This window comes from Pseudomonas sp. R1-6, from assembly GCF_051132115.1.
GTDB lineage: Bacteria > Pseudomonadota > Gammaproteobacteria > Pseudomonadales > Pseudomonadaceae > Aquipseudomonas.
The window spans coordinates 641,882-661,926 of record NZ_CP071662.1 but is presented as its reverse complement, the minus strand read 5'-3'; the positions used below and the strand labels follow the sequence as shown (position 1 = coordinate 661,926).

The window sequence follows — 20,045 nt, the reverse complement described above, 5'->3', positions numbered from 1 at the left end:
AAGACAAGCCATAGGGTTTACGGTATACAGACGGGCTTAACGCCAGATCCATCGAATTCACCTTGCTGGAGCCACCCATGCCGCTACGATCCATTGTTCTGCTCAGTCTCTTCAGCCTGCTGATGGCGTGCAGCAGCGACGCCCCGAAACCCGCCGCGCCAGCCCCGGCGCCTGCGCCTAAACAGGCTCAGGAAAAGGCCCGCCAAGCCACCGAGCTTGGGCCGCTGCCGGCGCATCAGCGAGAACTGAGCGGTACCTTGCAAGGCGTGCCGGCAGGGGCCGAGGTGGAACTGGCGCTGCTGGTGATCGATGACAAGGATCGCCCGCAGCAACTGCTCGCCAGTTCCAGCCTGATCGGCACCAACCAGGCACTGCCCTTCCGCCTGCGCTTCAACCCCGAAGCCTTCCCCGTTGGCGCCCGCGTGGAACTGCGCGGCCGGGCCAGCCAGTCGGGCCAGTTGATCCTGCACCTGCCGGAGCAACGCATCAGCCAACCGACCACCCAGGCGCTGGGCGTCCTGCAATTCGTCAAAGCGCCATGAGGCCACCGCAGGACCTGCAACAAGCGCTGGACGAGTTACTTGGCGATGCACGTTTGGTGGCCTGTGCGCTGCCGGACACAGACTTGAAGCTGTGGTTGATCGACGGCGACAACATGGACCAAGCCTTCAGCCCGGAAGAAACCCGGTGCATCCTCCACGAGCCGCCGTATTGGAGCTTCTGCTGGGCCAGCGGCCTGGCGATGGCGCGCTATCTGGCCGAACAGCCACAGTGGGTCGAGGGCAAGCGAGTGCTGGATTTCGGTGCCGGCTCCGGCGTGGCGGGCATTGCGGCGGTCAAGGCCGGGGCGCTGGAAGTGGTGGCCTGCGACCTGGATCCGCTGGCGCTTGCCGCGTGCCAGGCCAATGCAGCGCTTAACGGCGTGACGTTGGGTTATTCGGCGGATTTTTTCGCCGAGGCTGATCGCTTCGATCTGATCCTCGTCGCCGACGTGCTCTACGACCGGGCGAACCTGCCGCTGCTGGACCAGTTCCTCAGCCGTGGCCGCGAGGCACTGGTGGCGGATTCCCGGGTGCGGGACTTCCAGCATCCGCTGTACCGACGCATCGAAATGCTCGAGGCCATGACCTTGCCGGACCTGGCTGAGCCGGAGGAGTTTCGGCATGTGAGCCTGTACCACGCGCGGCGCTTGTCTTAAAGCATCGCGAGCAGGCTCGCTCCCACATAGAACTTTTTTCAGTTCATGAAAAATGCAGGCAGCATAAAACACGGTGGGAGCGAGCCTGCTCGCGATAGCGGTCTATCAGGCGCCGCAAGCCCCCGCTTTCAGCCACCCCCCACCAAGCCGTATAGTTGCCCCATTCAAGCGTTCTACGAGATTCCCCATGACCCAGGACACGTCTTACATCTTCGACGCCACCACGGCCGATTTCGACCAGTCGGTGATCGCCAACTCTTTTCACAAACCGGTGCTGGTGGATTTCTGGGCCGAGTGGTGTGCGCCCTGCAAGGCACTGATGCCCATGTTGCAAGGTATCGCCGAGAGCTATCGGGGCGAATTGCTGCTGGCCAAGGTCAACTGCGACGTCGAGCAAGACATCGTCGCCCGCTTCGGCATTCGCAGCCTGCCGACCGTGGTGCTGTTCAAGGACGGCCAGCCGGTGGACGGCTTCGCCGGGGCTCAACCGGAATCGGCGGTGCGGGCAATGCTCGAGCCCCATGTGCAGATGCCGCCTCCAGCCGCAGCCGACCCTTTCGAACAGGCCCAGGCGCTGTTCGATGAGGGCCGCTTCGCCGATGCCGAAGCCGTGCTCACCGTGTTGCTGGGCGAAGACAACACCAACGCCAAGGCGCTGATCCTTTACGCACGTTGCCTGACCGAGCGCGGCGAGCTGGGCGAGGCGCAAACGGTGCTCGACGCCGTGAAAAGCGATGAACACAAGGCCGCACTGGCCGGCGCCAAGGCGCAGATCCAGTTTCTCGGCCTGGCCAAGGATCTGCCGGACGCCGCCGACCTCAAGGCGCGGCTGGCGAAAGATCCTCAGGACGACGAGGCGGTGTATCAACTGGCGATCCAGCAACTGGCGCGCCAGCAGTACGAGCCAGCGCTCGAGGCGCTGCTCAAGTTGTTCATCCGCAATCGCAGCTACAGCGAAGGCCTGCCCCATAAAACCTTGCTGCAAGTGTTCGAACTGCTGGGCAACGATCACCCGCTGGTGACGACCTACCGTCGCAAGCTGTTCGCCGCGCTTTACTGACCGATCCAGCTATAGAGCGGCGTATCCCCGCCGCTCAGCACCTTGACCTCGGCGCTGTGGCGCAGGCGCACCAGCAAGCGCTTGCCTGACGAAGTGCTGCCGGTCAGGCCCTCAAGCTGTTCGAGCAAGTCCGGGCCGCTCAGTTGCCCGGCCTTGCGCAACAACTCCCGGGCGATCTGCCACTGGGCGTCATCCTGATTCGTCGACTTGGCGGGCGCCGCCGCCGCGCCTTCGGACTTGGCCACTTGCAACCGCGCGCCGAGCTGCGCCCAGTCGCCTTCATCCATCTCTATCGTCAAGTCCACCGGCCAATCACCGACCGTCCCGCGTATCCGCAACATCAGCGTGCTCCTGAAGATTTCATCTGCCCATGCTCCCATGGGCCTTGCGCGACGCCAAGCAGATGGTCAAACTCCTCGCACTATCGTTATAAGATTACATAACCTTTCTGGAGATTAGTCATGCGTCGTTTGCTTCTTGCCCTGCCATTCGCCCTGCTGCCATTGGCTGTCGCTCACGCGGCGGTGGAGCATGACCACGATCATGAGCATGATCACGAGCACGGCAGCCTGGGCGCCCATGAGCACGGCGTCGCCCGGTTGAATGCGGCCCTGGATGGCCAGACCCTGGAATTGGAATTGGAAAGCCCGGCGATGAACCTGGTGGGCTTCGAACACGCCGCCAGCAGCGATGCCGACAAAGCCAAGGTCGCCGCCGTGCGGGCGCAGCTGGATAAACCCCTGGCGTTGTTCAACCTGCCGGCCGCCGCCAAGTGCACCGTGGCCCAGCAGGAATTGGAAAGCCCGTTGTTCGGTGATGAGCCGGACCATGAAGACCACGACGAAGAGGCCGATGGCGACGAGCACCATGGCGAACACAGCGAGATCCATGCCGACTATCAATTCACTTGCACGGCCCCTGGCGCCTTGAAGAACCTGGATCTGGCGACACTGTTCAAAACCTTCCCGGCCACGCAGAAAATTCAGGTACAACTGATCAGCCCGAGCGGCCAGCAAGGCGTGGAAGTGACGGCCAAGGCGCCAGCGTTGAAATTCTGATTCACCGCAAAAACCATGTGGGAGCGAGCCTGCTCGCGAAGGCGCCGGCACATCCAAACCGATGTTGACTGACTCACCGCATTCGCGAGCAGGCTCGCTCCCACAGGAATTCCCGTTAACCTGAAAAACCGGCGATATGACCCAAGCACTCATCGAACTGTCCGACCTGGGCTTCAGCTGGCCCGGGCATCCGCCACTGCTGGACATCCCGGCGTTTCGCCTGGATGCCGGCGAAACCTTGTTCCTCAAGGGGCCGAGCGGCAGCGGCAAGACCACTTTGCTGGGGCTGTTGGGCGGTGTGCAAACGCCGGATCGCGGCAGCATCCGCCTGCTTGGCCAGGAGCTCACCGAATTGGGCGCGGGCAGCCGCGACCGCTTTCGCGTGGACCACACCGGCTACATCTTCCAGCAGTTCAACCTGCTGCCGTTTCTCTCGGTGCGCGAGAACGTCGAACTGCCTTGCCATTTCTCGAAATTGCGCGCGCAACGGGCCATCCAGCGCCACGGGAGTGTCGATCAAGCCGCCGCCACATTGTTGGCCCACCTGGGGCTGAACGATACGAACCTGCTGGAGCGCCGGGCCGACTCGCTGTCCATCGGCCAACAACAACGGGTCGCCGCCGCTCGGGCACTGATCGGTCAACCGGAACTGGTGATCGCCGACGAACCGACCTCAGCCCTGGACTACGACGCCCGGGAAAACTTCCTGCGTCTGCTGTTCGCCGAATGCCGCGAAGCCGGGTCGAGCCTGTTGTTCGTCAGCCACGACCAGAGCCTGGCGCCGCTGTTCGACCGTCACCTCTCGCTGGCCGATCTGAATCGCGCCGCCAAGCCACTCGAGGTCTGAGATGTATTTGCTCCGTCTAGCCATGGCCAGCCTGGCGAACCGTCGCTTCACCGCGATCCTTACCGCTTTTGCCATTGCCCTCTCGGTGTGCCTGTTGCTCGCGGTGGAGCGAGTGCGCACCGAGGCGCGGGCCAGCTTCGCCAGCACCATCAGCGGCACCGACCTGATCGTCGGCGCCCGCTCCGGCTCCGTGAATCTGTTGCTGTACTCGGTGTTTCGCATCGGCAACGCCACTAACAACATCCGCTGGGACAGCTTCGAGCAGTTCGCCAACAACCCGAAAGTGAAGTGGGCGATCCCCATGTCCCTTGGCGACTCCAATCGCGGTTACCGGGTGATGGGCACCACCGGGGCCTACTTCGAGCATTACCAGTACGGCCGCCGGCAACACCTGGCGTTGGCCGATGGCCGCGCGTTCGCCACCGACCCATTCGAAGTGGTGCTCGGCGCGGAAGTGGCCGAGGCGCTCCATTACAAACTCGGGGAAAAGCTGGTGCTGGCCCACGGCGTGGCGGCGATCAGCCTGGTCAAGCACGACGACAAACCCTTTACCGTGGTGGGGATTCTCAAGCGCACTGGCACGCCGGTGGATCGCACGCTGCACATCAGCCTCGGCGGCATGGAGGCCATCCATATCGATTGGAAAAATGGCGTGCCGGCCCAGGGCAATGGGCGCATCAGCGCCGACCAGGCCCGCAACATGGACCTCACGCCGAAAGCGATCACCGCGTTCATGCTTGGCCTCAACAGCAAGATTTCCACCTTCGCCTTGCAACGCGAAATCAATGAGTTTCGTGGCGAACCGCTGCTGGCGATCCTGCCGGGCGTGGCGCTGCAAGAACTGTGGAGCCTGATGGGCACGGCGGAAAAAGCCTTGTTCGTGATCTCGCTGTTCGTCGTGCTGACTGGCTTGATCGGCATGCTCACGGCGATTCTCACCAGCCTCAACGAGCGGCGCCGGGAGATGGCGATCCTGCGTTCGGTGGGCGCGCGGCCCTGGCATATCGCGAGCCTGCTGGTACTCGAAGCCTTCGCCCTGGCATTGGCCGGGGTCACCGCCGGGCTGGCCTTGTTGTACATCGGCATCGCCGCCGCCCAGGGTTATGTGCAGTCGGCCTACGGTTTGTACCTGCCATTGGGCTGGCCGAGTGAGTATGAATGGACGCTGCTGGCTGGCATTCTGGTCGCCGCCCTGCTGATGGGCAGCGTGCCGGCCTGGCGCGCCTATCGCCAATCGTTGGCCGATGGCCTGTCGATCCGTTTATGAGGACGTTGAAAATGCCCCGCGCCCTGCTTGCGCTGTTGATGATGGTTTCCCTGCCGCTGTGGGCGGCCGAGCCGAGGGACCTGGCCTGGTCGGAGATGATCCCACCGGATGCGCTGCCGGAAGTGCCGAACATGACGCCCCTGCACGACCTGTCGAAGATGAGCGATGCCTTGGCCGCCGAATCCGCCCCGGCGGCCAAGCAGGACCTGCCCAATGCCCCGGTGGTCAAGGCCCTCGATGGCCAGCAGATCCGCTTGCCCGGTTATATCGTGCCGCTGGAAGTCAGCGAGGAAGGCCGCACCACCGATTTCCTGCTGGTGCCGTATTTCGGCGCCTGCATCCACGTGCCGCCCCCGCCGTCGAACCAGATCGTGCATGTGAAAAGCGAAGTCGGGGTCAAGCTCGACGAGCTGTACCAACCGTACTGGGTCGAAGGGCCGATGCAGGTCAAGCCGTCCACCAGTGAACTGGCCGATGCCGGGTATCAGATGGAGGCGCAGAAGATTTATGTCTATGAACTGCCGGAGTGAACCCCGCAGTGATGCGTTGTTTTTGCGATAGCTTGCTCGCGATGGGCTTCATCACATTTTCATTGAGCTGAGTCAAAAGACCGGACCAGACGGCTCCGTACCATGGGACATCAATTTTCGATGCCTTCTGGAGCCCCCATGCACAAGTCTCTGCTCAGCGCCTCCCTCATCGCGCTAGCCCTCGCTGCGCCGTTTGCCCAAGCCCATACCGCCGGCGACATCATCGTTCGCGCCGGCGCGATCACGGTCAACCCGGACGCCGACAGCTCCAGCGTCAAGGTCGACCGTGGCCCGCTGGCCGGCGCCGACCTGGGCGGTAAGGCGACCCTGAGCAGCGACACACAGTTGGGCCTGAACTTCGCCTACATGCTCACCAACAACTGGGGAATCGAATTGCTGGCGGCCTCGCCATTCGAGCACGACGTGAAACTCAAGGGCACCGCACTCGGCGCCGCCAACAACAAGCTCGGCACCCTCAAGCACCTGCCGCCGACCCTGAGCGTGGTCTACTACCCGCTCGACGCCAAGTCGGCATTCCAACCCTATGTCGGCGCCGGCATCAACTACACCTGGATCTATGACGAACACGTCGGCAGCGAAGCCAGCGCCAATGGATTCAGCAACTTTCGCGCGAAAAACAGCTGGGGCATGGCGTGGCAAGTCGGTGCCGACTACATGCTGACAGACAACATCATGATCAACGGCCAGATCCGCTACATCGACATCGACACCACGGCCTATGTCGACAACAACGCCGTGGCCGGCGGTACCCGGGCCAAAGTGGACGTCGATGTGGACCCGTTCGTCTACATGGTTGGGTTGGGTTACAAGTTCTGACCCCACACGACATTGACATGCCTACACACCCCGTGGCGAGGGAGCTTGCTCCCGCTGGACTGCGAAGCAGGCCCGACGAATTTGCGACCGCTTCGCGCTCGAGCGGGAGCAAGCTCCCTCGCCACAGGTTTCACTTGCCACAAAAGCGATGCATGACTTACAAAAAAGGCGCCCCGAAAGGCGCCTTTTTTTCGGCTGCGAAACTCAGCGCCCCAACAACCGCGCCAGCCCCACGCTCATCGGCGTCTGCTTCGGGACGTTGAAACGCTCCAGTAAACGAGCATTGTTTGCCCGCGAATGGCGGATATCGCCGGAGCGCGCCGGGCCATGGCTGATCGTAGGTAAATCGCCCACCACCACGGCCAGGGCCTGGAGCATCTGCTTCAAGGTCGTGGCCTGGTTCCAGCCGACATTCACCGCGCCGACCTCCACGTCAGGTTTTTCGATGGCCTGGACCAGCACGTCCACCAGATCCTCAACGTAGACGAAATCCCGAGTCTGCTCGCCGTCGCCAAACACGGTGATCGGCAGGCCTTTCTGCGCCCGTTCGCTGAAGATACTGATGACGCCTGAATACGGCGAGGATGGATCCTGGCGCGGACCATAGATGTTGAAGAAGCGGAACACCACCGGCTCCAGTTCATGCTGGCGACGATAGAAGTCGAAATAGAATTCGCTGGCCAGTTTGTCTGCCGCATAAGGCGTCAACGGCGCCTTGGGCGTCTCTTCGTCGATGGACTGGCCTTCGCCATTGTTGCCGTAGACCGCGGCGCTGGAGGCGAACAGCACCCGCTTCACCCCGGCCTGGCGCATGGCTTCGCAGACGTTCAGGGTGCCGATGAAATTGCTCTGGTGCGTGCGCACCGGGTCGTCCACCGAGGCTTGCACCGAGGCCACGGCGGCCAGATGCGCCACGGCGCTGCAACCGGCCACGGCCCGGGCGACCAGCGCGGCGTCGGCGACATCGCCCTCGATCAGCTCCAGAGCCGGGTTATCCAGCGGCAGGTTGCTGCGCTTGCCAGTGGACAGGTCATCGAGAATGCGCACCGAATGCCCTTTGGCAAGCAAGGCGTCGGTCAGGTGCGAACCAATGAAACCCGCGCCGCCGGTGATGAGAACTGGGCCTTCAGCCATGGCGATAGAACCTATCCAGTAGGGCCGGGAGTGCGGCGCGCCAGGCGCGGGGCTTGATCCCGAAGGTGTGCAGAATTTTCTTGCAGGCCAATACCGCGTGCTGCGGTTCTTCCGCCGCGTCCGGCCTTGCGGCGTGGGCCTGGGGCGTCGGCGACTCGATGGCCAGCGGGTGCAGGGCGCGGGCTTCGGTGAGGATCGCCTGGCCCAAAGCCAGCGGCGTGGTCGCCTCATGCCCGGCGTAATGATAGGTGCCCCACAGCGGCGCCGCGCAATCGAGTTGCTTGAGCACCGAGATGATCACCCGCGCGGCATCATCCACCGGCGTGGGGTTACCCCGACGGTCGTCGGCCAGCAACAGCTCTTCAGGCTGCTCGGCCCGGGCCAGGAAACGGCCGAGGATGCCGTCGGCGCTGTCGTCCAGCAGCCAGCCAAAACGCAGCAGAACATGTTGCGGGCAAGTGGCGCGCACGCTTTGCTCGATGCGCCACAACGCCTGGCCACGCAGGCCCAGGGGCACCGGTTCATCCTTTTCGCTGTAGGCGGTGGCGCGGGAGCCGTCGAACACGCGATAGCTCGACGGTTGCAGCAAGACAATGTTGTGATGCTGGCACAGTTCGGCCAGGCGCTCGACCGCCCGCTCTTGGCTGGCCAGGCGTTGCTCGCTGACGGTTTCGGCCTGGAACCAGTCGAAGTAGTACGCCAGGTTGATCAAGGCGTCCGGCCGGGTGTCGTCGAGCAACTGCGTGAGGCTCGCGGCATCCCAGCCGTCTTCGGGGGGGCGGGGGGCGAGAAAACCGATGTCTTCTTCCGCACCGAGGCGAATCAGCGCCTGCCCAAGGGCATTTCCGCCGCCCAGTAACATAAGGCGCATTCGCATAAAGTCAGCAGGCCCAGTCTGTTGGCACAAGAATTTGGTCGACAACGCCCGAGGGCGTCGCAGGAATCGTTGCATTTTGCGGGTTTAGTGCGCAACCGTCATCCGTAATGTGTAGATCGCCGGGTTTGCCGTCTTCCAAGGCGGTTGCCGAGCTCTTGTGGCGAGGGGATTTAGCGAAACGTCGCACCGCCCCGCTGGGCTGCGCAGCAGCCCCAACCAAGCAAATGAGGCGAGCCTGACCCACCCAGGTGTTAATTAAAGGGACTGCTGCGCAGTCCAGCGGGGATAAATCCCCTCGCCACTTGCATCCTCCCCACCCCACCCGCCTAAACTGCCCCCATGAATCTGCCCCTTGCAGCCGACCACGCCATGGCAGGCTTTCATCCCGCCGTTCGCGCCTGGTTCAGCCAGACATTCCCGGCCGTCACGGCCGCCCAGGCCCGGGCGTGGCCGTTGATCGGCCAGCGCCGCTCGGTGCTGGTCGCCGCGCCCACGGGTTCGGGCAAGACCCTTACTGCATTTCTCGCGGTCCTGGATGACTTGGTACATCGTGGCCTGGAGCAAGGCGGGCTGCCGGACGAGACACTCGTGGTCTACGTCTCGCCGCTCAAGGCCTTGAGCAACGACATCCAGATCAACCTGCAGAATCCCCTGGCCGGCATCACCGAGCAATTGCAGCGAATGGGGCTGCCGCCCTTGCCCATCACCACCGCCGTGCGCACCGGCGACACGCCGCAAAAAGAACGCTCGGCGATGCGCAAGACCGCGCCGCACATCCTCGTGACCACGCCCGAATCGCTCTATGTGCTGCTCGGCTCCGATTCCGGCCGGCAGATGCTTGCCAGCACCCGCACGGTGATCGTCGATGAAATCCACGCCATCGCCGCCAGCAAGCGCGGCAGCCATCTGGCCTTGAGCCTGGAACGGCTGCAAGCACTGTGCGCCGAACCGTTGGTGCGCATCGGCTTGTCCGCCACGCAAAAGCCCATCGAGGCGGTATCGCGGTTTCTCGTCGGTGAAGGACGCGCCTGTGAAATTGTCGACATCGGCCACGCCCGCCCCCGCGACCTGGACATCGAGGTGCCGCCGGTGCCGCTTTCTGCGGTGATGGCCAACGACGTCTGGGAACTGGTCTACAACCGCCTCGCCGAGCTGGCCCGGGCGCACCGAACCACACTGGTATTCGTCAACACCCGGCGGCTGGCCGAACGCCTGAGTCGTCACTTGAGTGAGCGCCTGGGCAAAGACTCGGTGGCGGCCCACCACGGCAGCCTGGCGAAGGAGTTTCGCCTCGACGCCGAGCAACGCCTCAAGCGCGGCGAGCTGCAGGTACTGATCGCCACGGCGTCGCTGGAGTTGGGCATCGATATCGGCGACGTCGACCTGGTCTGCCAGATCGCCTCGCCCCGTTCGATCTCGGCGTTCCTGCAAAGGGTTGGCCGCTCCGGTCACCAGGTCGGCGGCACGCCCAAGGGGCGCCTGTTCGCTACCACGCGCGACGACTTGATCGAGTGCGCCGCCCTGCTCGATTGTGTGCGCCGTGGCGAGCTGGACATCCTGCACATCCCCAAGGCGCCGCTGGACGTCCTGGCCCAGCAGATCGTCGCCGAGGTCAGTTGCCAGGAATGGCATGAGCAGGCGTTGCTGGAGATGTTCCGCCGCGCCTCGCCCTATGCCGGGCTCGACGAAGATCATTACCAGGCCCTGTTGCAAATGCTCGCCGAAGGCCTCAATGGCCGGCAAGGCGTACGCAGTGCCTACCTGCACCGCGATGCCGTGACCCGGACCTTGCGTGGACGGCGGGGTAGCAAGCTGACGGCCGTGACCAGCGGCGGCACCATCCCGGACAACGCTGACTACAGCGTGCTGCTCGAACCGCAGGGCTTGAACATCGGCAGCGTCAACGAAGACTTCGCTGTCGAGAGCATCGCCGGCGACGTCTTCCAACTCGGCAATACCTCGTACCGGATCATTCGCGTCGAGACCGGCCGCGTGCGGGTCGAGGACGCCCAGGGCCAACCGCCCACCATTCCGTTCTGGCTCGGCGAAGCCCCAGGGCGCAGCGCCGAACTGTCCCTGGCCGTGGCCCGCCTGCAAGCCCAGCTGGATCAGTTGCTCGGCGCCACGCCGGGCAACCTGCAACCGGCCCTCGACTGGCTGACCGGCACCTTGCACCTGAACCTCGCCAGCGCCGAACAGATCCTCGACTACCTGGCCCCGGCGCGCCTGGCCTTCGGCGCCCTGCCCTCCCAGGACACCTTGGTGATGGAACGGTTTTTCGACGAATCCGGCGGAACCCAACTAATCATCCACACGCCCTTCGGCAGTCGCATCAACCGCGCCTGGGGCCTGGCCCTGCGCAAGCGTTTCTGCCGCACCTTCAACTTCGAATTGCAGGCCGCCGCCAGCGAGGACGCCATCGTGCTGTCGCTGTCCACCAGCCACAGCTTCGAACTCGACGAAGTCTGGCGCTACCTCAACAGCCAGAGCGCCGAGCAGATCCTGGTCCAGGCGGTGCTGGACGCGCCGTTGTTCGGCGTGCGCTGGCGCTGGAACGCCGGCGTGGCCCTGGCGTTGCCGCGCTACACGGGCGGGCGCAAAGTCGCCCCGCAGATCCAGCGCATGAAAAGTGAAGATTTGATCGCCAGCGTATTTCCTGACCAGATCGCGTGCCTGGAAAACCTCGCCGGCGAGCGTGAGATTCCCGACCACCCGCTGGTGGAACAGACCCTCGACGATTGCCTCCATGAAGCCATGGACAGCGAAGGCTGGCTGGCCCTGCTGCGACGGATGGAGGCGGGCGAGATACACCTGGTCAGCCGCGACCTGCCTGCGCCCTCGCCCCTGGCGGCAGAAATCCTCAGCGCCCGACCCTATACCTTTCTCGACGACGCGCCGCTGGAAGAACGCCGCACCCAAGCGGTGATCAATCGACGCTGGAGCGATCCGCAGTCCACCGATGACCTGGGCGCGTTGGACGCCGATGCCATCCAGGCCGTGCGGGAAGAGGCGTGGCCGACGCCGACCAGTATCGATGAAATCCACGAAGCGCTGATGAGCCTGGCCTGCATCGCCGACAGCGAAGCCAGCGCCGATCCGTCGTGGCTGGAGGGGCTGCAAACCCTGGCCGAGCGCGGCCGCGCCAGCCATGTGCGAATCAGCGATGAACGCGGCCTGTGGGTGCCGTTGGAGCGGCTGACGTGCTTGCAAGCAATTTATCCACAAGCCCAATGGCAGCCGCCGCTGGCACCGCTGCCGGGGTTTGATGCGCCGTGGGACAGCGACGAGGCCGTGGTGGAAGTGCTGCGCGCGCGTCTCAGTGCCTTTGGCCCGCAGCCATTGACTGCGATCGCCTACCCGCTCGGGCTGTCGCCGGCGCAAGCGACCCAGGCCCTGGCCCAGCTGGAACAGCAAGGCTATGTGCTGCGCGGTCGCTTTACCCCGGGCACCGGGCAAGAGGAATGGTGCGAACGGCATCTGCTGGCGCGGATCCACCGCTACACGGTCAAGCGCCTGCGCCGGGAAATCGAGCCGGTAATGTTGCAGGACTTCATGCGGTTCCTGTTCGACTGGCAGCACTTGTCGCCGTCCAGCCAGGGCCGGGGCAGCGCCGTGCTGCCATCGATCATCAGCCAGTTCGAAGGCTACCCGGCCGCCGCCTCGGCCTGGGACAGCGACCTTTTGCCGGCGCGGATCAAGGATTATTCGCCGAGCTGGCTTGACGAGCTGTGCCGCAGCGGCAAGTTCGTCTGGACGCGCCTGAGCGCCCGCCAGAAGCTGTCCGTCAGCGCCCTGCGCAGCACGCCAGTCGTGTTGCTGCCGCGCGCCAAGGTCGCGCTGTGGAGCAGCCTCGCCGAGCAGACACCCATCAGCGAACTGTCGCTCAAGACGCAAAAAGTCCATCAAGCCCTGAGTGAACACGGCGCGTTGTTTTTCGATGAATTGCTGCACGAGGCCCACCTGCTGCGCAGCGAACTGGAAACCGCCTTGCAGGAATTGGTCGGTGCCGGGCTGGTGAACGCCGACAGCTTCGCCGGGCTGCGTGCCTTGATCACCCCCGCCAGCAAACGCCAGGCCCGCAGCAGCCGGCGCGGGCGCGGGGCGTTTGTCGGAGGCATGGACGATGCTGGGCGCTGGGCCTTGCTGCGCCGCAGCTCGCCAGCGCCAGAACCCGGCAACCGGCCCGCGCCCACACCGCCCGACACCCTGGAACACATCGCCATGGCCCTGCTGCGCCGTTATGGCGTGGTGTTCTGGCGTTTGCTGGAACGCGAAGCCGACTGGCTGCCGAGCTGGCGTGAGTTGCTGCGCACGTTTCATCGCCTGGAGGCGCGAGGCGAGATTCGGGGCGGGCGTTTCGTCAGCGGGCTGGCCGGCGAACAGTTCGCCTTGCCTGAAGCCATCCCGCTGCTGCGCGACGCACGGCGCAGGCCCATCGATGGCAGCCTGGTGGCGGTGTGCGGGGTCGATCCGTTGAACCTCGCTGGCACGTTGCTGCCGGGGGCGAAAGTACCGGCGCTGGCGAGTAATCGGCTGGTTTATCGGGACGGGTTGCCGGTGGCTGCGATGGTTGCGGGCAAGCAGCATCTGTTTGTGGAGTTGGATGCAGAAGGGATGGCTGGGGTCAGGAACAAGCTTATTCAGAAAAGTTGAGGGTGTCTGGCTGGACCCCATCGCGAGCAAGCTCGCTCCCACAGGGGCTGTCCAATCACCACAAACCTACTGTGGGAGCGAGCTTGCTCGCGATGGAGCCATAAGCCCCACCACAAACCTGAAGTAATCATTGAGCTTGATCAGCCTGCTCGCCCCCTGCCTTCGGCTCCTCAACCAAGCGCTTCGGCAACACCACCTGCTGTGGATAAGTCTGCGCGAAGTGCACCGACGGCTCGTTATCCACAAGCTTTTTCAACCGCTGGTTGAACGCCCGGCTCACGGCATATTGTCCGCCCGAGACCGTGCGGAACTGGGCGGTGAGGACCACGCCGTTGAGGTCCATCTTGTCCACGCCGAATACATCCAGCGGCCCTTGCAGGTTGAACTTGAGAAATGGGTCCTCGGAGATCGAATCGCCGGCTTCGCGGATCAGCTCGATGGCGCGGTCCACGTCGGTGTCGTAGGTGAACTGCACCGAGAAAAACGCAAAGGCGAATTGCCGGGATTGGTTGGTCACGGCCTTGATCTGCCCGAACGGCACCGAATGCACGAAGCCCTTGCCGTCGCGTAGGCGCAGGGTGCGGATGGTCAGGCCTTCGACGGTGCCGGCATGGCCGGAGCTGAGCACCACCCAGTCGCCAATGGACAGCGTGTCCTCGATGATGATGAACAGCCCGGTGATCACGTCCTGGACCAATTGTTGCGATCCAAAACCAATCGCCAGCCCCACCACGCCGGCCCCCGCGAGCAATGGCGCGACGTTGATGCCGAGATTGGCCATGGTGGTGATCGCGCAAATCACCACCAGGATTATTTTCGACGCGTTGCGCAACAGCGGCAGGATGGTCTTGACCCGCGTGCTGGGCTGGCGAGCGCCGCGCTTGTTGAGCGGTGGTTTCAGTGCTTCCTGGATCGCCGTGTCGAGCACTACCCACGTCAACCACGTCACCAGGAAGATCAAGCCAATGCGGCTCAGGGAATCACTGATCGCCCGCCCCACGGCATTGCGCGAGGCGAACTCGAACAGCGACACGCCCCAGATCCGCCCGAGGATCTCAATGAATGCCACGGCCATGACGATGCGCAACAATCCATGCAACAGGCTCAACAGCCGCCCTTTGTAGGCGCTGTGGCGCTGGATGGCCTCGGCTTTGGGTGATTTGAAGATGTGCTGGAACACGGTGCTGAGGAACACCGTCGCGATCAGCAAAATGGTGGTGAACAAGGCGCAACGCAGGGCTTTCTGGTTGTCCTCGCCGACACCGACCAGGCTCACCGCCGACACCAGCACCATCAGCAGGATCGGCCAGTACCAAAGGCCGGAAAAGATCCGCAGCGACTCCTGCAATGCGGGTTGCTTCAAGCGCTGGGCCAGCGACCGGTTGCGGATGAGATGGGCCACCGGCCGGCGCATGTGGATCACCAGCCAACCGAAGATCATCGAAGCCGACAGGCCGGTGAACACCGCGACGCTGCTGGTGATGTTGCCACCCAACTGTCGAGCGATCTGCGGGCTGGTCAAGGCATCGCTCAGCGCGGCCAGGAAGCCGATCAGGAACAACGGCCGCGGGCTGAAACGACGAAGGATCGCCACTGCTCGCCGCTTGTGGCCGCCATTGAACATGACGATGACGCAGAGCAGCACCGATGTGGAAACAATGCCGCTGCTGGTGGCGTAGGCGAAACACAACGCCAACGCCCGGCCGACCGACACTTGCAGGAAATGGCTGACATAGAGGGTCAGCGGCAGACAGGCCACGGCCGGTAACGTGTAAGGCAGCAGGTAGCCGAGCAGGTCCAGCATCCGTTGGCGAGTGCGCAGCCAGCGGCGCCGACTCAAACGGCGCATCAGCAATCGCGCGCTGCTCCATATCAGCGCAAACGTCCCCAGCCACACGCCCGAAAGCAACAGGAAATCCCCCGCCACACGCCACGACGAGCGGGACGTCTGATCCACCAGGCGATCCACCTCGTCCGCCGCACGATCCGCCCGCAGACGCCACGCGCCCACCAGGCTGCGGTCAAGGTCGAGCTTGTCCTGGACGTCGTCGATGCTCGAGCTGATGGCCCCCAACAGGCCCCCCTGTACCAGCGGCTCGGGTTCGGCCGGGGCTTCGGCGGGCTTGGAGGTGCCGGGGATCGCAGCGGTCCCGTAGGCGCTGGTGCCGGTCATGGCCAGCAGGAAAAGCAGCAACACAGTGCTCAATCGGGACAAGACGCAGGGCTCCTTCACGCAGGATCGGTAAGGAACTGATCAACAACGGGCCGGCAAGTTCGCTCGGAAGGCCAATACAACCCTGGTGGCGAAGGGATTTATCCCCGCTGGGCTGCGCAGCGGCCCCAAAAGCAGCCCCTCGGTGTCTCAGGCTGATCATGCCCGACCTTATTGGGCCTGCTGCGCAGGCCAGCGGGGATAAATCCCCTCGCCACAACTGCTCAGCCCCTTCCGTCGGTAAGGCCATCGAAACTTTCCAGCCCGCCCAGCGGTCATCAAAAGACACAGGCGGTACGAGGTCATTGGCACGGGAGGGATACATGACGGCGATCCACATTGGCATTTCCGGTTGGCGCTACACGCCTTGGCGGGGCGACTTCTACCCCAAGGGGCTGGCGCAGAAACGGGAACTGCAATTCGCCTCTCGAGCGGTCAACAGCATCGAAATCAATGGATCGTTCTACGCCCTGCAACGTCCCGAGCGGTATGCCCAGTGGTACGCCGAGACGCCGCCAGGCTTCGTGTTCAGCGTCAAGGCGCCGCGCTTCATCACCCATGTCAAACGCCTGCGGGATATCCACAAGCCGTTGGCGAATTTCTTCGCTTCCGGGGTGCTGGAGCTCAAGGAAAAACTCGGCGCCATCCTCTGGCAGTTTCCGCCCAACTTCAAATTCGACCCGGAGCTGTTCGAGGACTTCCTCAAGCAGCTGCCCCACGACACCCACGCCGCCGCCGCGCTGGCACGCGAGCACGAGTCGCGCCTGGACGGCCACGCCAGCACCGAGACCGATAAAAAGCGACCATTGCGCCACGCGGTGGAGATCCGACATGAAAGCTTCGTCGACCCACGCTTCGTCGCCCTGCTCAAACGCTACGACGTCGCCTTGGTGGTCGCCGATACCGCCGGAAAATGGCCCTATCGCGAGGACGTGACCAGTGACTTCGTCTACCTGCGCCTGCACGGCGCCGAAGAGCTGTACGCCAGCGGCTATACCGACGAGGCGCTCAAGCGTTGGGGCGACCGGATCGAGGCCTGGAGCCACGGCACGCAGCCGAGCGACGCCCAGTTGATCGATCCGAAAAAAAAGCCTCGGGCACGCAAGAGCCGAGAGGTGTTCTGCTATTTCGACAACGACATCAAGGTCCGCGCGCCCTACGACGCGCGCCACCTGCTGGAGCGCTTCGACCTGGACAAGCACCTCGCCACCGCTCCCGGTGAGCGCCCGGCAGAAGGAGTATTGCCATGAGCACGCCAGAATCCAGCGAAGCCACCCGCGAGCCGTTGCAGGACGCCGCGCAGCGCTTGCTCGACCAGGTCAATCGATTCACGGTGCTGACGGTCAATACGCACAAGGGCTTCACCGCGTTGAACCGGCGTTTCATCCTGCCGGAACTGCGCGAAGCCGTGCGCAGCGTTTCCGCCGACGTGGTGTTCCTGCAAGAAGTGCATGGCACCCACGAGCACCATCCCCAGCGCTACAGCAACTGGCCGAGCATTCCCCAATACGAATTCCTCGCCGACACCCTCTGGCCGCAGTTCGCCTACGGGCGCAACGCGGTGTATCCGGCGGGCGACCATGGGAACGCGTTGCTGTCGAAATTCCAGATCATCCGCCACGACAACCTCGACGTGTCCATCAGCGGCCACGAAAGCCGCGGCATGCTGCACAGCGTATTGCGCCTGCCGAACGCTGAGGGTGGACGGGACGTGCACGCCATTTGCGTCCACCTGGGGCTGCGTGAAGGCCATCGCGTCGAACAATTGAAGTTGCTTTGCCAACGCCTGGGCGAGCTGCCGCCCGAGGCCCCGGTGATCGTCGCGGGGGATTTCAACGATTGGCGCGGCAAGGCCACTGACCTGCTCGAGCCCTGCGGTTTGCGGGAGGTGTTCGCTGAACAGTGGGGCAAACCGGCCCGAAGTTTTCCGGCACGCCTGCCGATTTTGCGCCTGGACCGGATCTATGTGCGCAACCTCAAGGCCCATCACGCCCAGGTACTGAATGTACGACCCTGGTCGCACCTTTCCGACCACGCACCGCTGTCGGTGGAGATTGAATTATGAGCGCGACGATGAACAAGGCGACGGTGGAAAAGGTCGAGGTACCGCCCACCGAGCGCAACCCGGCGCTGGCCGACGTCGAATATGGCTGGCATGGCAACAACCGCGTCACGCTCCTGGAAAACGGAGAGGAGTATTTCCCACGTGTCTTCGAGGCGATTCGCCGTGCCCAGGAAGAAGTTCTCCTGGAGACTTTCATTCTGTTCGAGGACAAGGTCGGCTTCGAACTGCGGGACATATTGGTGGACGCGGCCAAGCGCGGCGTACGCATCACCGTCAACCTCGACGGTTTTGGTTGCGGTGAGCTGAGCACTGCGTTTCTCGCGTCGTTGAGCGATGCCGGAGTACGCCTGCAAATGTTCGACCCTGCCCCACGGCACCTGGGCATCCGCACCAACTGGTTCCGCCGCCTGCACCGCAAGATCGTGGTAGTGGATGGCGTGATCGCATTCATCGGCGGGATCAACTTTTCCGCTGACCACCTGGGCGATTTCGGCCCCGAGGCCAAGCAGGATTATTCGGTGGAGATCAAAGGCCCGGCGGTGGTGGATATCCATCACTTCGCGCTGCTGCAAACCGGGCGTCCGGCCCGGGCCAAGTATTGGTGGCAACGTCGCCGCAGCCGCCGTACCGAGCTGGCATTCAATGATCATGACGGTCAGGTGCGCCTGGTTTATCGCGATAACCACGAGCATCAGACCGACATCGAGGAGGTCTACCTGCAAGTGCTGCGCAGCGCCCAGCGCCGGGTAGTGATCGCCAACGCCTATTTCTTCCCCGGTTATCGGTTGCTGCGTGAGCTGCGCAACGCCGCGCGACGCGGCGTCGAGGTGCGGCTGATCCTGCAAGGGCAACCGGACATGATGATCGCCAAGCTCGCGGCGCGGATGCTTTATGACCATTTGATCAAGGCCGGCGTGACGATCTACGAATATTGCGAGCGCCCGCTGCATGGCAAGGTCGCCCTGGTGGACGAGGACTGGGCCACCGTGGGTTCGAGCAACCTCGACCCGCTGAGCCTGTCGCTGAACCTGGAAGCCAACGTGCTGATCCGCGACCGCGGCTTCAACCGCGAACTGTTCGAGCGCCTCGAACACCTGAGCCGCAATCACTGCACCGTCATGCCAGAAAACCACGCCCCGCGCGGGCTGCTCTGGCGCATGACTATCGGTTTCATGGTGTTCCACTTCCTGCGTCATTTTCCGGCCTGGGCCGGATGGCTGCCGGCCCATAAACCACGTCTGAAACCTTTTTCACCGCCGACGGCGGTCCGGAGCGAACCCCATGAACCACTCTGACGCGCACACCGCGCCGAGAGATGCCCATGCGCCGGAACAGGCCAAGCCCAAGTCCCGCTGGAGCCGCTGGAAACGCCCGCTGACCCTGGCTTTTTTCCTGCTGTTGATTGTGCTGTTCACCGCATTGGCCCGGCGCATCGACTGGTCCGAGGTTTTCACCACACTGGCGGACTTCAAGCTGCGCACGCTTTTCATTGCCGCCGCCCTGACCATCACCAGTTTCGTCACCTACGCCTGCTTCGATCTGATCGGCCGTACCTACATCCGGCAGAAACTTGGGTGGCGGCAGATCCTCCCGGTGGGGGTGATCAGTTATGCGTTCAATCTCAACCTCAGCGCCTGGGTGGGTGGCATCGCCATGCGCTACCGACTTTATTCGCGGCTGGGGGTGAGCACGGGCAATATCGCCAAGATCCTGGGCTTGAGCCTGGCAACCAACTGGTTCGGTTATATGACCCTGGCCGGCGTGGTGTTCAGCAGCGGCCTGGTGACCATGCCTCCAGGCTGGAAGCTGAGCAGCAATGCACTGCAAGGCGTCGGGGCGCTGTTGTTGCTGGCAAGCGCCGGCTACCTGCTGGCCTGCCGCTTTTCAAAACGCCGCGCCTGGACGGTTCGTGGGATGGAGATCAACCTGCCTTCCCTGCGCATGGCCGTGCTGCAACTGGCCCTCGGGGCGTTGAACTGGTCGCTGATGGCGGCGGTGATCTTTACGTTGCTGCCGAGCAAACTGGATTACCCGGTGGTGCTCGGGGTGTTGCTGATCAGCAGTATCGCCGGGGTGATCACTCACATTCCCGCTGGGCTCGGCGTGCTGGAAGCGGTGTTCGTCGCGCTGCTGCAGCATGAGGTGTCGCGGGGCAGCTTGATCGCGGGGCTGATTGCCTATCGGGCGATCTATTTCATCCTGCCGTTGTTGATCACGGTGGTGATGTACCTGGTGATCGAGGCGAAGGCCAAGGCGTTGCGGGTCAAGCCTGGGGTCAAGTGATGCGGTGCCTGATCCGACGAACAG

At 63.6% G+C, this 20,045-nt stretch carries 17 protein-coding genes; 13 read left to right on the top strand and 4 right to left on the bottom strand.

The window, feature by feature from the left end; genetic code table 11:
* Positions 1 to 77: 77 nt before the first annotated feature.
* The 3 genes from J3P81_RS03055 (at position 78) to trxA (ending at position 2,258) form a co-directional block, all read left to right on the top strand.
* Positions 78 to 542 (top strand): YbaY family lipoprotein, encoded by a 465-nt coding sequence (locus J3P81_RS03055; protein WP_420767550.1) that lies wholly within the window; start codon positions 78 to 80, stop codon positions 540 to 542.
* A complete protein-coding gene (locus J3P81_RS03050) occupies positions 539 to 1,198 on the top strand; it encodes a class I SAM-dependent methyltransferase (RefSeq protein ID WP_434562072.1) in 660 nt (219 codons plus the stop codon). The genes J3P81_RS03055 and J3P81_RS03050 overlap by 4 nt, the downstream gene beginning before the upstream one ends.
* Before the next feature lie 187 nt (positions 1,199 to 1,385).
* Positions 1,386 to 2,258: a thioredoxin gene (gene trxA, locus J3P81_RS03045; protein ID WP_420767548.1), complete on the top strand. Its 873-nt coding sequence runs from the start codon at positions 1,386 to 1,388 to the stop codon at positions 2,256 to 2,258.
* On the opposite strand, the gene J3P81_RS03040 is transcribed toward trxA, so the two are convergent.
* Positions 2,252 to 2,599 (bottom strand): hypothetical protein, encoded by a 348-nt coding sequence (locus J3P81_RS03040; RefSeq protein ID WP_434562070.1) that lies wholly within the window; start codon positions 2,597 to 2,599, stop codon positions 2,252 to 2,254. The genes trxA and J3P81_RS03040 overlap by 7 nt on opposite strands.
* A 120-nt stretch (positions 2,600 to 2,719) precedes the next feature.
* Between J3P81_RS03040 and J3P81_RS03035 the strand changes: the two genes are divergently transcribed.
* From J3P81_RS03035 to J3P81_RS03015, 5 genes are all read left to right on the top strand, one after another.
* On the top strand, positions 2,720 to 3,316 hold the full coding sequence (locus J3P81_RS03035) for a DUF2796 domain-containing protein (protein ID WP_434562068.1): 597 nt from the start codon (positions 2,720 to 2,722) through the stop codon (positions 3,314 to 3,316).
* A gap of 136 nt (positions 3,317 to 3,452) precedes the next feature.
* The gene (locus tag J3P81_RS03030; RefSeq protein ID WP_434562066.1) at positions 3,453 to 4,163 is read left to right on the top strand and encodes an ABC transporter ATP-binding protein; all 711 of its coding nucleotides are present in this window, start codon (positions 3,453 to 3,455) and stop codon (positions 4,161 to 4,163) included.
* A 1-nt stretch (position 4,164) separates the two neighbouring features.
* Positions 4,165 to 5,430 (top strand): ABC transporter permease, encoded by a 1,266-nt coding sequence (locus J3P81_RS03025; protein ID WP_434562064.1) that lies wholly within the window; start codon positions 4,165 to 4,167, stop codon positions 5,428 to 5,430.
* 11 nt (positions 5,431 to 5,441) lie between these two features.
* Positions 5,442 to 5,960, top strand: a complete 519-nt coding sequence (locus tag J3P81_RS03020) for a DUF3299 domain-containing protein (RefSeq protein ID WP_434562062.1) — start codon at positions 5,442 to 5,444, stop codon at positions 5,958 to 5,960.
* Between the two features lie 138 nt (positions 5,961 to 6,098).
* On the top strand, positions 6,099 to 6,797 hold the full coding sequence (locus J3P81_RS03015; RefSeq protein WP_434562060.1) for an OmpW/AlkL family protein: 699 nt from the start codon (positions 6,099 to 6,101) through the stop codon (positions 6,795 to 6,797).
* Positions 6,798 to 7,001: 204 nt separating this feature from the next.
* Here J3P81_RS03015 and J3P81_RS03010 read toward each other — a convergent pair whose 3' ends face one another.
* Positions 7,002 to 7,931, bottom strand: a complete 930-nt coding sequence (locus J3P81_RS03010) for an NAD-dependent epimerase/dehydratase family protein (RefSeq protein ID WP_434562058.1) — start codon at positions 7,929 to 7,931, stop codon at positions 7,002 to 7,004.
* Positions 7,924 to 8,808, bottom strand: a complete 885-nt coding sequence (locus J3P81_RS03005; protein WP_420767540.1) for a sugar nucleotide-binding protein — start codon at positions 8,806 to 8,808, stop codon at positions 7,924 to 7,926. The genes J3P81_RS03010 and J3P81_RS03005 overlap by 8 nt, the downstream gene beginning before the upstream one ends.
* 339 nt (positions 8,809 to 9,147) lie before the next feature.
* Here J3P81_RS03005 and J3P81_RS03000 point away from each other — a divergent pair, with 339 nt between their 5' ends.
* Complete coding sequence (locus J3P81_RS03000) at positions 9,148 to 13,461, top strand: DEAD/DEAH box helicase (protein ID WP_434562056.1); 4,314 nt, start codon at positions 9,148 to 9,150, stop codon at positions 13,459 to 13,461.
* 127 nt (positions 13,462 to 13,588) lie between these two features.
* Here J3P81_RS03000 and J3P81_RS02995 read toward each other — a convergent pair whose 3' ends face one another.
* Positions 13,589 to 15,676, bottom strand: a complete 2,088-nt coding sequence (locus tag J3P81_RS02995) for a mechanosensitive ion channel family protein (protein ID WP_434562054.1) — start codon at positions 15,674 to 15,676, stop codon at positions 13,589 to 13,591.
* Positions 15,677 to 15,996: 320 nt separating this feature from the next.
* Here J3P81_RS02995 and J3P81_RS02990 point away from each other — a divergent pair, with 320 nt between their 5' ends.
* Genes J3P81_RS02990 through J3P81_RS02975 form a run of 4 tightly spaced genes read left to right on the top strand, consistent with a single transcriptional unit; the run spans position 15,997 to position 20,021 of the window.
* Positions 15,997 to 16,923: a DUF72 domain-containing protein gene (locus J3P81_RS02990; RefSeq protein ID WP_420767538.1), complete on the top strand. Its 927-nt coding sequence runs from the start codon at positions 15,997 to 15,999 to the stop codon at positions 16,921 to 16,923.
* Complete coding sequence (locus J3P81_RS02985) at positions 16,920 to 17,738, top strand: endonuclease/exonuclease/phosphatase family protein (protein WP_420767537.1); 819 nt, start codon at positions 16,920 to 16,922, stop codon at positions 17,736 to 17,738. Before J3P81_RS02990 ends, J3P81_RS02985 begins: the two co-directional genes overlap by 4 nt.
* Positions 17,735 to 19,033 carry a cardiolipin synthase ClsB gene (clsB, locus tag J3P81_RS02980; RefSeq protein WP_420767536.1) on the top strand — a complete coding sequence of 433 codons (1,299 nt, stop codon included), beginning with the start codon at positions 17,735 to 17,737 and terminating at the stop codon, positions 19,031 to 19,033. Before J3P81_RS02985 ends, clsB begins: the two co-directional genes overlap by 4 nt.
* A complete protein-coding gene (locus tag J3P81_RS02975; protein ID WP_420767535.1) occupies positions 19,020 to 20,021 on the top strand; it encodes a lysylphosphatidylglycerol synthase domain-containing protein in 1,002 nt (333 codons plus the stop codon). The genes clsB and J3P81_RS02975 overlap by 14 nt, the downstream gene beginning before the upstream one ends.
* The last annotated feature ends 24 nt before the right edge of the window (positions 20,022 to 20,045 follow it).

What these genes read in the sequence shown, in the direction of transcription:
- J3P81_RS03035 (WP_434562068.1), top strand. Translation starts at nt 2,720, where the DNA reads ATGCGTCGTTTGCTTCTTGCCCTGCCATTCGCCCTGCTGCCATTGGCT.
- J3P81_RS03055 (WP_420767550.1), top strand. Translation starts at nt 78, where the DNA reads ATGCCGCTACGATCCATTGTTCTGCTCAGTCTCTTCAGCCTGCTGATG.
- J3P81_RS03040 (WP_434562070.1), bottom strand. Translation starts at nt 2,599, where the DNA reads ATGTTGCGGATACGCGGGACGGTCGGTGATTGGCCGGTGGACTTGACG.
- J3P81_RS02975 (WP_420767535.1), top strand. Translation starts at nt 19,020, where the DNA reads ATGAACCACTCTGACGCGCACACCGCGCCGAGAGATGCCCATGCGCCG.
- J3P81_RS03030 (WP_434562066.1), top strand. Translation starts at nt 3,453, where the DNA reads ATGACCCAAGCACTCATCGAACTGTCCGACCTGGGCTTCAGCTGGCCC.
- J3P81_RS03025 (WP_434562064.1), top strand. Translation starts at nt 4,165, where the DNA reads ATGTATTTGCTCCGTCTAGCCATGGCCAGCCTGGCGAACCGTCGCTTC.
- J3P81_RS03010 (WP_434562058.1), bottom strand. Translation starts at nt 7,931, where the DNA reads ATGGCTGAAGGCCCAGTTCTCATCACCGGCGGCGCGGGTTTCATTGGT.
- J3P81_RS03005 (WP_420767540.1), bottom strand. Translation starts at nt 8,808, where the DNA reads ATGCGAATGCGCCTTATGTTACTGGGCGGCGGAAATGCCCTTGGGCAG.
- J3P81_RS03015 (WP_434562060.1), top strand. Translation starts at nt 6,099, where the DNA reads ATGCACAAGTCTCTGCTCAGCGCCTCCCTCATCGCGCTAGCCCTCGCT.
- J3P81_RS02990 (WP_420767538.1), top strand. Translation starts at nt 15,997, where the DNA reads ATGACGGCGATCCACATTGGCATTTCCGGTTGGCGCTACACGCCTTGG.
- clsB (WP_420767536.1), top strand. Translation starts at nt 17,735, where the DNA reads ATGAGCGCGACGATGAACAAGGCGACGGTGGAAAAGGTCGAGGTACCG.
- J3P81_RS03000 (WP_434562056.1), top strand. Translation starts at nt 9,148, where the DNA reads ATGAATCTGCCCCTTGCAGCCGACCACGCCATGGCAGGCTTTCATCCC.
- J3P81_RS03020 (WP_434562062.1), top strand. Translation starts at nt 5,442, where the DNA reads ATGCCCCGCGCCCTGCTTGCGCTGTTGATGATGGTTTCCCTGCCGCTG.
- J3P81_RS03050 (WP_434562072.1), top strand. Translation starts at nt 539, where the DNA reads ATGAGGCCACCGCAGGACCTGCAACAAGCGCTGGACGAGTTACTTGGC.
- trxA (WP_420767548.1), top strand. Translation starts at nt 1,386, where the DNA reads ATGACCCAGGACACGTCTTACATCTTCGACGCCACCACGGCCGATTTC.
- J3P81_RS02985 (WP_420767537.1), top strand. Translation starts at nt 16,920, where the DNA reads ATGAGCACGCCAGAATCCAGCGAAGCCACCCGCGAGCCGTTGCAGGAC.